General features: G+C 65.6%; 10 protein-coding genes. All 10 read left to right on the top strand.

Annotated elements, in window-relative coordinates:
- Positions 1 to 15: 15 nt before the first annotated feature.
- The 10 genes from KV110_RS37625 (at position 16) to rpoB (ending at position 13,341) form a co-directional block, all read left to right on the top strand.
- Positions 16 to 810 carry an MlaE family ABC transporter permease gene (locus tag KV110_RS37625; RefSeq protein WP_246634834.1) on the top strand — a complete coding sequence of 265 codons (795 nt, stop codon included), beginning with the start codon at positions 16 to 18 and terminating at the stop codon, positions 808 to 810.
- On the top strand, positions 807 to 2,159 hold the full coding sequence (locus tag KV110_RS37620; RefSeq protein ID WP_218471876.1) for an MCE family protein: 1,353 nt from the start codon (positions 807 to 809) through the stop codon (positions 2,157 to 2,159). Before KV110_RS37625 ends, KV110_RS37620 begins: the two co-directional genes overlap by 4 nt.
- Positions 2,156 to 3,232 (top strand): MCE family protein, encoded by a 1,077-nt coding sequence (locus KV110_RS37615; protein ID WP_218471875.1) that lies wholly within the window; start codon positions 2,156 to 2,158, stop codon positions 3,230 to 3,232. Before KV110_RS37620 ends, KV110_RS37615 begins: the two co-directional genes overlap by 4 nt.
- Positions 3,232 to 4,242, top strand: a complete 1,011-nt coding sequence (locus KV110_RS37610) for an MCE family protein (protein WP_246634209.1) — start codon at positions 3,232 to 3,234, stop codon at positions 4,240 to 4,242. Before KV110_RS37615 ends, KV110_RS37610 begins: the two co-directional genes overlap by 1 nt.
- 1 nt (position 4,243) lies before the next feature.
- Positions 4,244 to 5,494, top strand: coding sequence for an MCE family protein (locus tag KV110_RS37605; protein WP_218471874.1), 1,251 nt, complete (start codon positions 4,244 to 4,246; stop codon positions 5,492 to 5,494).
- Positions 5,495 to 5,499: 5 nt separating this feature from the next.
- On the top strand, positions 5,500 to 6,729 hold the full coding sequence (locus KV110_RS37600) for an MCE family protein (protein WP_218479367.1): 1,230 nt from the start codon (positions 5,500 to 5,502) through the stop codon (positions 6,727 to 6,729).
- Positions 6,726 to 7,967, top strand: a complete 1,242-nt coding sequence (locus KV110_RS37595) for an MCE family protein (protein ID WP_218471873.1) — start codon at positions 6,726 to 6,728, stop codon at positions 7,965 to 7,967. The genes KV110_RS37600 and KV110_RS37595 overlap by 4 nt, the downstream gene beginning before the upstream one ends.
- A gap of 29 nt (positions 7,968 to 7,996) precedes the next feature.
- Positions 7,997 to 8,722 carry a hypothetical protein gene (locus tag KV110_RS37590; protein WP_246634208.1) on the top strand — a complete coding sequence of 242 codons (726 nt, stop codon included), beginning with the start codon at positions 7,997 to 7,999 and terminating at the stop codon, positions 8,720 to 8,722.
- 11 nt (positions 8,723 to 8,733) lie between these two features.
- Complete coding sequence (locus tag KV110_RS37585; RefSeq protein ID WP_218471872.1) at positions 8,734 to 9,444, top strand: hypothetical protein; 711 nt, start codon at positions 8,734 to 8,736, stop codon at positions 9,442 to 9,444.
- Positions 9,445 to 9,834: 390 nt separating this feature from the next.
- Positions 9,835 to 13,341 carry a DNA-directed RNA polymerase subunit beta gene (gene rpoB, locus KV110_RS37580; RefSeq protein ID WP_218471871.1) on the top strand — a complete coding sequence of 1,169 codons (3,507 nt, stop codon included), beginning with the start codon at positions 9,835 to 9,837 and terminating at the stop codon, positions 13,339 to 13,341.
- Positions 13,342 to 13,440 lie beyond the last annotated feature (99 nt).

Genomic DNA, 13,440 nt, shown 5'->3' with positions numbered 1-13,440 from the left:
GTCGTGCGCGCACCGATGAAGGTGATCGATCGGGCCGGCGAGCAGATGTCGTTCTACTCGCGCGCCATCGCTTGGATCCCGCGCACCGCGGTGCATTACCGCAAGGAGGTCATGCGGCTGCTCGCCGAGGTGACCTTCGGCAGCGGCGCGCTCGCGGTGATCGGCGGCACCATCGGCGTCATCGTGTTCATGTCCGGGTCGGTCGGCGTTGTCGTCGGTCTGCAGGGCTTCAAGGCACTGGACGCGCTCGGCAGCTCGGTGCTCACCGGCTTCCTCACCGCCTACATCAACACCCGCGAAATCGCGCCGCTGGTCGCCGCTTTGGCGCTGTCGGCGACGGTGGGCTGTGGTTTCACCGCCCAGCTCGGCGCCATGCGAATTTCCGAGGAGATCGACGCGCTCGAGGTGATGGCGGTGCCCGGCGTGCCGTTCCTGGTCACCACCCGGGTGATCGCCGGTTTTCTCGCGGTGATCCCGCTGTACATCGTCGGCCTGCTCGGCACGTTCCTGGCGTCGCGGATGATCAGCATCTGGTTCAACGGGCAGTCCAGCGGCTCGTACGACCACTATTTCAGCCTGTTCCTACCACCTGAGGACGTGCTCTATTCGTTCCTCAAGGTGCTGGTCTTCGCGTTCGTGATCATCATGGTGCACTGCTACTACGGCTTCCACGCCACCGGCGGACCGGCCGGCGTCGGCGTCGCGGTTGGCCGCGCGGTGCGGGCGGCGATCGTGCTGGTGAACGTGCTCGACTTCTTCTTGAGCCTGGCTATCTGGGGGACCACTACGACTGTGCGAGTGGCCGGATGAGCAGCGGCGTGCAGGTTTGGCGGTCGACCGAGAAGCTTCGGATCCGGCTGCTCGGTATCGCGTTCTTCGTGGTGGTGGTGCTGTTCCTGTGGACGACCATCGCCATCTACAACAAGCAGTTCGTGAAGACGGTCGATGTCGACCTGGTCACCGACAGCGTCGGCAACGCGCTGACCAAGAACGCGGACGTCAAGGTACGCGGTGTCAGCGTCGGTGAGGTGCGGTCGAGCTACTCCGACAACGGCAAGGTGACGTTGAACCTGGCCATCCAACCGGACAAAGCGAACCAGATCCCGGTCAACGCGACCGCGCGGCTGCTGCCGAAGACGCTTTTCGGCGAGCGCTATGTGGATCTGGTGATCCCGGCCGACCGCAGTGCCGAGCACCTCACCAATGGCGTGACGCTGCAGCAGGACAAGAGCGGCAACGCGATCGAACTGAGCAAGCTGCTCGACGACCTGATGCCGCTGCTGCAGGCGATTCCGCCGCAGGACCTCGCTGCCACCCTCGGCGCGCTCTCCCAGGCGCTGTCCGGTCAGGGCCTCGCGCTCGGAGAGAGCGTCGACAAGCTGGACAACATCTTCCGTCAGGTCAACGGTGTGCTGCCGGACCTGCAGGAGGACCTGCGCAGCTTCGCCGAGGTAGCCGCCACCTACTCCGATGCCGCGCCACAGCTGGTCAACGCGCTGGACAATCTGCGAACCACCAACGCGACCATTGTGCAGCGGCGATGGGACATCGACTCGCTGTACGCCGTGCTGACGCCGACCTCCTCGGACACCGCCGACTTCCTGATCGCCAACCGCGACAACATCATCGACCTGTCCGCCGATTCGCGTCCCCTGCTGGAGCAACTGGCCACCTACTCGCCGACCTTCCCGTGCGTAATGGCGAACTTCGCTCAGCTCAAGCCGCGCATCGACGAGATCCTCGGCAAGGGCACCGAGCACCCGGGCACGCGGGTGACCATCGAGCTGACCAACCCGCGCGGCAAGTACCTGCCGAACCAGGACGAGCCGCGCTGGCTGGATGACCGTGGGCCGTGGTGCATTCCGGAGAAGCCGCTCGGTGTCGACCCCGGTCAGTACACCGGCGGCGCGAACAACGACGGCTCCTACGCGGTACCGAGCCGCAACCCCGGCGACCTGGAGACCGGCAAGCTGTCGCCGCCGCAATTCGGCGTCTACCCGGCGAGCAATGTCGCGACCATCGCGGGCTCGCCGCTGGAGCAGCAGTCGCTCGGCGCGATCTATGGTGCCGCGCACGGTGTTTCGCCTGAGCAGGTGCCGAGCTGGGTCACCAGGGCCGGCGCGCCCGCGTTCCGTGGTAGCGAGGTGAGCGTTCGATGAAGCAGAAACTGCGCGGCTTGGGCGGTCCGCTCACCAAGCTGATCATCTTCGTCGTCGTCACGCTGTTCGCGACCACCGTGCTCGGCCTGTCCATCGCCAACTACAGCGGTGGCGGCACCGAGTTCAAAGCCCGGTTCACCGATGTTACGTCGTTGAATACGGGCGACGAGGTACGCGTCGCCGGGGTGCGGGTCGGCAAGGTCACCGGCGTCTCGATCGTGGACAAGCGCCTGGCCGAGGTGAAATTCCAACTCACCGACCGGGATTGGCTGCCCGCCTCGACCACGGCGAGCATCCGCTACCGAAACCTGGTCGGCCAGCGCTACATCGCGCTCGAACAGGGCACCGGCGAGCAGGGCCGCAAGCTCAACAAGGGCGGCACCATCCCGCTGGAGCGCACCAATCCCGCGCTGAACCTGACCACCCTGTTCAACGGCTTCCGTCCGCTGTTCCGCACGCTCACCGCCGACGACGTGAACAAGCTCTCCTTCGAGATCATCCAGGTGTTCCAGGGCGAGCAGGGCACGATCCACGACCTGGTGGCGACCACCGCGAGCTTGACCAACAAGATCGCGGACAAGGACGCGGTGATCGGTGAGCTCGTCCGCAATCTGACCACCGTGCTCGACACCGTCAACCAGCGCGACGATCAGTTCAACCAGCTCATCGTCAATACCGAGGCACTTGTCAGCGGGCTGTCCGCGGAACGCGACACCATCGGCCGCTCGGTGACCTCGCTCGGCAACCTGGCCTCGGCCACCGCCGATCTGCTGGTTCCGGTCCGCCCGACGCTGCAAGGTTCGATCGCCGGACTGAGCCAGCTCACCGGCACCATCAACGAGCGCCAGGACGATGTGAACGCGGTGCTGCACAACCTGCCGATCAAGATGGAAAAGCTCGGCCGGGTGGGCAGTTACGGCTCCTGGTTCCAGTTCTATCTGTGCGGCATCGACATCGTCGTCGGCCCAGGCGCGGTGGACGCGCCGCAGCTCAACCTGCCCGCCGGACTACCGACGATCAACCAGCCGCTGTACACCAACGCCGCGCCGCGCTGCTCCGGGAAGGCCCGCTGATGGACGACCGGATTCTGCTCGGCCGCCGCAGCCCCGTCTTCATGGGTGTGCTCGGCCTGGCGATGGTGCTGCTGGTGACCCTGTCGGCGTTCTACCTCGACCGGCTGCCGATCATCGGCGCGGGCACCAAGTACACCGCCGAATTCTCCGAGGCCGCGGGCCTGAAGAAGGGCAACGAGGTCCGCATCGCCGGGGTGAAGGTCGGTTCGGTGTCCGACGTGCGGCTCGACGGCGCGAAGGTGCTCGTCGACTTCCGCACCCAGGACGCCTGGATCGGTAGCGAGACCACCGCCTCGATCCAGATCAAGACGGTGCTCGGGCAGAAGTATCTGGCGCTGGACCCGAAGGGGTCAAAGGCGGCCGACCCTGCTCAACGGATTCCATTGTCGCGCACCGTGTCTCCGTACGACGTGGTGGACGCGTTCACCGATGCGGCGAAGAACATCGACCAGATCGACACCGCGCAGCTGGCCACCAGCATGCGGGTGCTCTCCGACGCGTTCGCGACGACGCCGCCGGAACTGCGCGGCTCCATCGACGGCGTCGCCCGCCTGTCCGAGACGCTGGCCAAGCGCGACGAGGAGCTGAAGAAGCTGTTCGCCGCCACCAGGCAGACCACCAAGGTGCTCGCCGACCGCAACGCGGAGTTCGAGCGGCTGCTCGCCTCCGGTGGCCAATTGCTGGCCGAGCTCAACATTCGCCAGCAATCCATCGCCCAGCTGCTGTCCGGCGCCAAGACGGTGTCGGCCGAGCTGAGCGCGCTGGTGCACGACAACGAGGAGCAGATCGGCCCGGCGCTGAAGAATCTGCGCGGTTCGATCGATCTGCTGAATGCCAACCAGCAGAACATCTCCAAGACCTTGGAACTCGCGGCGCCGTTCTACGGGCTCTACGCCAATGTGCTCGGCACCGGCCGCTGGTTCGACGCGGTGATCGTCAACCTGATCCCGCCCGCGCTGCCGGAGATTCCCGGCGCCCGTCCGCCGATTCGCAACATGGGAGGTAACTGACATGGCGGATCGGCTGCGCGCGTTGCGCGATTCGGGCAAGGGCAAGGTGGCCATCGCGCTGGTCGTGGTCGTGGCGGTGCTGGTTGCCGTGGTGCTCTGGTGGATGTTCGATCGGCTGACCACCACCAAGATCACCGCGTACTTCGATCGCTCGGTCGGCATCTACGAGGGCTCGGACGTGCGGGTGCTCGGCGTTCCGGTCGGCCGGGTGGATTCCGTTGAACCGCAAGGCGATCAGGTCAAGATCGTGATGAGCGTCGATCGTTCCTACGACGTGCCCGCCGACGCGCGGGCCGCACAGATCACGCCGTCGATCGTGTCCGACCGCTACATCCAGCTGACCCCGGTGTACACCGGCGGGCCGAAGATGGCGCGCACCGCGACCATTCCGCGCGACCGCACGGTCACCCCGGTCGAGGTCGATCAGCTGTACAAGAGCATCACCGAACTCTCGGATGCGTTGGGCCCCAACGGCGCCAACAAAGAGGGCGCGGTGAACGAGCTGGTCCGCACCGGTGCGGCGAACCTGGACGGCAACGGCGAGGCGCTGGCCAATAGCCTCACCCAGCTGTCCAAAGCCGCCAAGTATCTGTCCGACGCGCGCGGCGACATCTTCGACACCGTAAAGAATTTGCAGAGCTTCGTCACCATGCTGGCCCAGAACGACGCGCAGGTGCGCCAATTCAATGTCCAGCTCGCCGATCTCTCCAGCTTCCTCGCGAACGAGCGGGACGACCTCGGCGCCGCGCTGAACCTGCTCTCGGTCGCGCTCGGCGATGTCGCCCGGTTCATCGACAACAACCGCGACCTGGTCGCGAGCAATGCCGAGGGGCTGGTCCAGCTCACCAAGACGCTGTCCGATCAGCGCGACGATCTGGCCGCGGCCCTCCCGGTGCTGCCGGTGGCGCTCAGCAACCTGATCAACGTGCACAACGCCGAATCCGGCACCCTCGACATGCGCGCCAATTTCACCGACCTGCAGGACCCGTTCGGTGTCATGTGCAAGCTGATCGACATGTCCAAGCTGCGGCCCGGCGATCCGCAGTTCGAGGCGCTCGGCAGGCAGATGCGGCCGATTCTCGATCACTGCAAGGAGATCTCGGACCAGATCACCGCCGGAGTGAAGACGCCGACGTTGATCCTGCCGTTCGGCATCCTCAGCAATGAGAACCAGCAGCGTGCGCCCGTGCCCGGCACCGTGCCCGGCACGCCGTCGGATCAGCTTCCGCCGTCGCAGGGAGGTGAGCGGTGAGTCGAATCCGTTCTGTCACACGCGGTCTCGGCTCCGCGCTGATTGTCGGGCTGGCCGCCGCACTGGTCACCTCGTGCGCGTCCGACGGTATCTACAGCGTCCCGCTGCCCGGTGGCGCCGATGTCGGTGCGCACCCGATGCGCATTGATATCGAGTTCGACGACGTGCTCGACCTGGTGCCACAGTCCGCGGTGAAGGTCGAGGGCGTGCCGGTCGGCAGGGTCGAGGACATCAAGATCGGCAAAGACCAGTGGACCGCGACCGTGCGCGCCGTGGTGAACTCCTCGGTGAACCTGCCGGAGAACGCGCGTGCCGAAGTGCGCCAGTCGAATCTGCTCGGTGAGAAGTTCATCGAGCTGTCCAAGCCCGCGAGCGATCCGGACCCGAAGCCGCTGCGCGACGGTGCGGTGATCCCGGTCGACCACACCAGGCACGCCACCGAGATCGAGCAAGTGCTCGGCGCGATGTCGTTGCTGCTCAACGGCGGTGGCGTAGCGCAGCTGCAGCCGATCGTCACCGAGCTGAACAAGACCATGGGCGGTCGCGAGGATCGGGTGCGCTCGCTGCTCGAACAGGCGAACATCCTGATCAAGGGACTCGACGATCAGGTGAACGACATCACCAGGGCCCTGGACGGTCTCGACGTGTTGAGCAGCCGGGTGAGCAGACAGACCGAGCAGATCGGCAAGATCCTCGAACAGCTGCCGGAGGGCGTCAAGATCCTGGAACAGCAGCGTCCGCAGCTGGTCGGGCTGCTCGGGCAGCTGGATCGGGTCGGCCAGGCCGGTTTCGACGTGCTGAATCACTCGAAGGACGACCTCATCCGCGATCTGACCTCGCTGCGCCCGACGTTGCAGGAGCTGGGCAAGGCCGCGCCGGATCTGGTCAGCGCGTTGCCGTTGATTCCGACCTATCCGTTCCCCGACTCCACGCTGGAGTCCACGTTCGGCGGTTCGGTCAATACCTGGCTGTCGGTGGATCAGCAGATCGGTGTCACGCTGAGCAATCTCGGTGTGGGCAAACCGGATCCGGTGTACGTCCCGCCGACCAACGGCCCGCCGGTGCCGGTGAATCCGACCAACCCGTACTACAACGGCAACGGCCCGCGCCCCGGCTGGCCGACCGTGTCGATCCTGCCGTTGCCGCCGAACATGGCGCAGCCGCCCGCGCCGGGCGTGCCGCCGAATCCGGTGGGTGCGATTCTGGAGCAACTCGGAGTGGGTGGTGCTCGATGACGAGATTGGTCCGCTGGCAGCTGCTTGCCTTCGCCATCGTCGCGGTGGTCGGCGTCGTGTATGTCGGCGCCAAATACATTCGGCTCGACCACATGCTCGGTTTCGGCCAGTACGAGGTGCAGGTGCGGGCGGCCCAGACCGGTGGCATCTATAAGGGTGCCGAGGTGACCTATCGCGGGGTGCCGGTCGGCCGGGTCGGCGAGTTGGAACTGACCGGCGACGGCGTGCTGATGCACCTCATCGTCGATTCGAGCTCGCCGAAGATTCCCGCCTCGGCGAAAGCCGTGGTGGCCAATCGTTCCGCGATCGGTGAGCAGTACGTCGATCTGCAGCCGGACACCGACTCCGCGCCCTACCTGCACGACAATTCGGTGATCACCTCGGCGGCCACGCCGGTGCCGGTCGAGCAGCTGGTCGCCAGCGTGGACAGCTTCACCCGCTCGGTCGACCTGGCGGCGTTGAACACCACCGTCCGCGAGCTCGGCAAGGCGTTCGACGGCAAGGGTGACGACCTGCAGGTCTTCGTCGATTCGCTGAACAAGTTCACCACCACGTTCAACGAGACGCTGCCGCAGACCATCCAGCTCATCCGCGACGGCAAGGTGGTGCTCGGTACCCAGGCCGAGCAGTCCGGCGCCATCCGGGAGTTCAGCGACGGCCTGGACAAGCTCACCGCGCAGCTGCGCTCGAGCGACCCGGATATCCGCAGGTTGATCGGCACCGGCACCGACGCTGGCCAGCAGATCGGTGCGCTGCTGCACGAGAGCGGTGGCGCGATCACCCAGGACCTGGCCAACCTGCGGTCGCTGTTGCAGGCCATCTCGCCCAAGTTCTACGCGATCCGCCCGCTGCTGCAGATGCTGCCGCAGTTGTCGATCGGCGGCTCGTCCACCGCGCCCGGCGATGGCACCACGCACTTCGGTCTCGTGCTGGAAACCAACAACCCGCCGGCCTGTACCGTCGGCTACGAGGGAACGCAGCGGATTCTCGAGCAGATGAAGGCGCAGAACCCGGACTTCGACGACACCCGCGACGAGTTCCCGTTCAACAAGGATGCCAAGTGCCTTGTGCCGCAAGGTAATCCGACCGCGGTACGTGGCGGCGAGCGAGCCGAGCTGGCCGATCCGAACATCGTGCAGCCGTGGGATTCGAACCCGAAGACCGATCCGGAGCGGCTGAACCTGACGCCGATCGCCGTGCAGCTTGCGACGCTGATGGGAGTTACGCCGAAGCGGTGACCAGGACCGATGACGTTAGGGTGGCCCAGGTGAGTGCAGATTTGTCCAAGCAGCCCGACTCCACGGAGCCGCGGGAAGCACCGGACCCCGCCGACGCCGCGGACCGGTCCGATGCGGCCGCCGAGGCTCCGGTCGAGGGCGCGCACGACAGGCCCGAGACCGCAGGCCGCACCGACATCGTCCGCGCGTTCGCGCTGATCGGATCGGCGGCCCTGCTCGTCGTCGCCCTGGTCGCCGCCGTCTGGTTCGGCACCGGGTGGGTGCGCTCGGCGGTCAGCGACGCCCCGCGCGCCGACGCCCGCGACACCGCGCTCGACGCCGCCCGCCAAGCCGCGATCAACATGACCTCGATGAATCTCGACGACGTTCCCGGGTCGCTGGCCCTGGCCCGCTCCTCGATGACCGGCGCGCTGCTCGAGTCGGCCGACAAGAACAAGGACCAGGCCGAGACGCTGGCCAAGCAGACCGGCGTCGGCATGACCTCGAAGGTGCTCGGCGCCGCGCTCACCACGCTGAACAGCGAGAAGGACAAGGCATCGGCCCTGGTGGTGCTCCAGGTGACCGAGACCGGCAAGGACAAGCCACCCGCCGAATACCGCTACACCTGGAACGTCGACGTGACCAAGGCAGGCGAGGTCTGGAAGGCCGAGCAGATCTCCTCGTTGAGCCAGCCGGTGCTGCTGAGCGGTGGCCAGGGCCAGTCCCCGCAGCCGCCCGCCGACCAGCCGCCCGGCGTGCCCAAGCCGGGATCGTAGGAGGACCAGACATGACTTCTCGTAAACCGGTCAACCGGGTCACCTCCAAGCGACGGCCGTCCACCGAGCAGCCGTCCCGCGCCGCCGCGCCGCGCACCACCCCGACTCGCAAGCCACGGGTGACGGGCACCACCCGCCCCGCGGCAACGCGCGCGACACGTTCCGAGCAGCGGCCCGAACCGCGCCCGGCCCGCCGCTTCCGGAAGCGCGGTGCGCGCCCAACGAAGACGGGCCGCTCGTTCTGGTCCCTTGTCGCCGCCAGCCTGATCGCCGCGGTACTGCTCGGTGGATTCGCGGCCGTCGCCGCGTCGCGTCCTGGGGTCGACGACTCGAACAAGGCCTTCGTCGACAACAAGGCCACCGAAGAGGTGCGCGCGGCCGCCGATCACGCCCTGAAGACCGTCTACGCCTATGACGTGAAGAACATCGACGGCTACCGCGATACCGCGCGCCAGGTGCTCACGGGCAAGATGCTCGCCGATCTCGACAAGTACGCCGACACCACCATCTCGGCGGTAAAACAGGCGCAGACCAGCGCCGATGCGAAGGCCGATCCAATCGCTGTGACCTTGCTCACCGACGATCGGGCCGAGCTGCTGGTCAATTTGGTCGTCAGCGCCACGAAGGACGGTGTCGCGCAGCAAAGCGTCGCGGGTCCGATCGTGCTGCACATGCAGAAGGTGGATGATCGCTGGCTGGCCAGCGACATCGTCGACCAGTGATCGCGCAGCGGCCCATGGCATCTCGCGGATGCCTGGTCGGTGCCCCCCTACTTGACGACTTTCGCCCGAGCAGTCACGCTATTCACAACAGCGGCAGCTGTCACAGTGGCTCCATAACGCCCCGTCGTCCCCGACGCAGCCAGCGATTCGGACACGGCGCGCCAGCCTTGTGAATGTGCGCACGGGTGGTAGGTTGACGCCCCCGTGACGATTGGTGTACGGTTGGACGTTGCGCTGGCTGCCTCCTGTCCATACCTCGATTTGCACACGTAAGTTCCACCCTTCCGGTGTTACTTCCGTTGTTGCCTGTTCGGGTTTCGTTCGGGTTGTAACCAGCGGAATTCGTAGCAGACAAGCGACGGTCGCGGACCACCACGCGACGCGCGTGAGGTGCTGGAAGGACGCATCTTGGCAGTCTCCACCCAGACCAAGGCAGTTGCCGGAATCCCCGGAGCCCCGTTGCGGGTGTCTTTCGCGAAGATCCGTGAACCCTTGGAGGTGCCCGGACTTCTCGATCTACAGACGGACTCATTTGCATGGTTGATCGGTTCGCCGTCATGGCGTGAAAAGGTCGCCCTTCGCGGCGATGTCGGGCTAGTCGGGGGACTCGAGGAGGTGCTCGAGGAGCTCTCGCCGATCGAGGACTTCTCCGGCTCCATGTCCCTGTCTTTCTCTGACCCTCGGTTCGAGGAGGTCAAGGCCTCCATCGACGAGTGCAAAGACAAGGACATGACCTACGCGGCGCCGTTGTTCGTCACCGCGGAGTTCATCAACAACAACACCGGTGAGATCAAGAGCCAGACGGTCTTCATGGGTGATTTCCCGATGATGACCGACAAGGGCACGTTCATCATCAACGGCACCGAACGCGTCGTCGTCTCCCAGCTGGTTCGCTCGCCGGGTGTCTACTTCGACCACTCCGTCGACAAGACCACCGAGAAGGACCTGCACAGCGTGCGCGTCATTCCGTCGCGTGGTGCGTGGCTGGAGTTCGACATCGATAAGCGCGACACCGTTGGTGTCCGCATCGACCGCAAGCGTCGCCAGCCGGTCACCGTGCTGCTGAAGGCGCTGGGTTGGACCAACGACGAGATCGTCGAGCGTTTCGGTTTCTCCGAAATCATGATGTCGACCTTGGAGAAGGACAACACCGCCGGTCAGGACGAGGCGCTGCTGGACATCTACCGCAAGCTGCGTCCGGGTGAGCCGCCGACCAAGGAGTCGGCGCAGACCCTGCTGGAGAACCTGTTCTTCAAGGAGAAGCGCTACGACCTGGCGCGCGTCGGTCGCTACAAGATCAACAAGAAGCTGGGCATCCACCTCGGCGAGCAGGTCACCGGATCGGTGCTCACCAAGGAAGACATCGTCACCACGATCGAGTACCTGGTCCGCCTGCACGCGGGCGACCGCGTCATGACCGCCCCCGGCGGTCAGGAGGTCCCGGTCGACGTCGACGACATCGACCACTTCGGTAACCGTCGCCTGCGCACCGTCGGCGAGCTGATCCAGAACCAGATCCGAGTGGGCCTGTCCCGGATGGAGCGCGTGGTCCGCGAGCGGATGACGACCCAGGACGTCGAGGCGATCACGCCGCAGACCCTGATCAACATCCGCCCGGTCGTCGCCGCGATCAAGGAGTTCTTCGGAACCTCCCAGCTGTCGCAGTTCATGGACCAGAACAACCCGCTGTCGGGTCTGACCCACAAGCGCCGCCTTTCGGCTCTTGGTCCGGGTGGTCTGTCCCGTGAGCGGGCCGGTCTGGAAGTCCGCGACGTGCACACCTCGCACTACGGCCGCATGTGCCCGATCGAGACCCCGGAAGGCCCGAACATCGGCCTGATCGGTTCGCTGTCGGTGTACGCGCGGGTCAACCCGTTCGGCTTCATCGAAACGCCGTACCGCAAGGTGGTCGACGGCAAGGTGACCGACGAGGTCAAGTACCTCACCGCCGACGAAGAGGACAGGCACGTTCGTGCCCAGGCCAACTCGCCGGTCGACGCGGAGGGCCGCTTCCTCGAGGACCGCGTGCTCTGCCGCCGCGGCAACGAGGAGAACGAGCTCGTCCCCGCCAACGAGGTCGACTACATGGACGTCTCGCCGCGCCAGATGGTGTCGGTCGCGACGGCGATGATCCCGTTCCTCGAGCACGACGACGCCAACCGCGCCCTGATGGGTGCGAACATGCAGCGTCAGGCCGTGCCGCTGATCCGTTCCGAGGCTCCCGTCGTGGGCACCGGCATGGAGCTGCGCGCTGCCGTCGACGCAGGCGATGTCGTGGTGAACGAGAAGGGTGGTGTGGTCGAGGAGGTTTCCGCCGACTACGTCACCGTGATGGCCGACGACGGGACTCGCAAGAGCTACCGGATGCGGAAGTTCGCTCGTTCGAACCAGGGCACCTGCGCGAACCAGCGTCCGATCGTGGACGAAGGCCAGCGCGTCGAGGTCGGTCAGGTACTCGCCGATGGTCCGTGCACCGAGAACGGTGAGATGGCGCTGGGCAAGAACTTGCTGGTGGCGATCATGCCGTGGGAGGGCCACAACTACGAGGACGCGATCATCTTGTCGCAGCGCCTCGTGGAAGAGGATGTTCTCACCTCGATTCACATCGAAGAGCATGAGATCGATGCTCGTGACACCAAGCTCGGTGCCGAGGAGATCACTCGCGACATCCCGAATGTTTCCGATGAGGTCTTGGCTGATCTCGACGAGCGTGGGATCGTGCGGATCGGTGCCGAGGTTCGTGATGGCGACATTCTGGTCGGCAAGGTCACCCCGAAGGGTGAGACCGAGCTGACTCCCGAGGAGCGGCTGTTGCGGGCGATCTTCGGTGAGAAGGCCCGCGAAGTGCGTGACACCTCGCTCAAGGTGCCCCATGGTGAGTCGGGCAAGGTCATCGGTATTCGGGTGTTCTCGCGTGAGGACGATGACGATCTGCCTCCCGGTGTCAACGAGTTGGTGCGGGTGTATGTGGCGCAGAAGCGCAAGATCCAGGATGGTGACAAGCTCGCTGGCCGGCACGGTAACAAGGGTGTGATCGGCAAGATCTTGCCGACCGAGGACATGCCGTTCATGCCCGATGGCACGCCGGTCGACATCATCCTCAATACCCATGGTGTGCCGCGTCGTATGAACATCGGCCAGATCCTGGAGACCCACCTCGGCTGGATCGGCAAGGCAGGCTGGCAGGTCGATGTCGCCGCGGACGGGACCCGTCCCGACTGGGCCAACGCACTGCCCGAGGAGATGCTCGGCGCTCCGGCCGACTCCAACATCGCGACGCCCGTCTTCGACGGTGCCCGCGAAGAGGAGCTGACCGGTCTGCTCGCCTCGACTCTGCCGAACCGTGACGGTGAGCGCATGGTCGACGACAACGGCAAGGCCACCCTGCTCGACGGACGTTCCGGCGAACCGTTCCCGTACCCGGTGGCGGTCGGCTACATGTACATCCTGAAGCTGCACCACTTGGTCGACGACAAGATCCACGCCCGTTCGACCGGTCCGTACTCGATGATCACCCAGCAGCCGCTCGGTGGTAAGGCACAGTTCGGTGGTCAGCGCTTCGGTGAAATGGAGTGCTGGGCCATGCAGGCCTACGGCGCCGCCTACACCCTGCAGGAACTGCTGACCATCAAGTCCGACGACGTCGTCGGTCGCGTCAAGGTTTACGAGGCGATCGTCAAGGGCGAGAACATTCCGGAGCCGGGCATTCCGGAGTCGTTCAAGGTGCTTCTCAAGGAACTCCAGTCGCTGTGCCTCAACGTCGAGGTGCTGTCTTCGGACGGCGCCGCGATCGAGATGCGCGACGGCGACGACGAGGATCTGGAGCGCGCTGCCGCGAACCTGGGCATCAACCTGTCCAGGAACGAAGCAGCCACCGTCGACGATCTGGCGAACTAGGCGGTCGGCCGGATGTCATTGAGTTTCAAGGCATCCGGCCTCCGCGCTCGACCAACTAGTGAACTTTTTGCTCGAATTCGACCCGAATAGGGGCTGCAA

The sequence above is a fragment of the Nocardia iowensis genome (assembly GCF_019222765.1).
GTDB lineage: Bacteria > Actinomycetota > Actinomycetes > Mycobacteriales > Mycobacteriaceae > Nocardia > Nocardia iowensis.
This window is presented reverse-complemented; position numbering and strand designations above follow the sequence as displayed.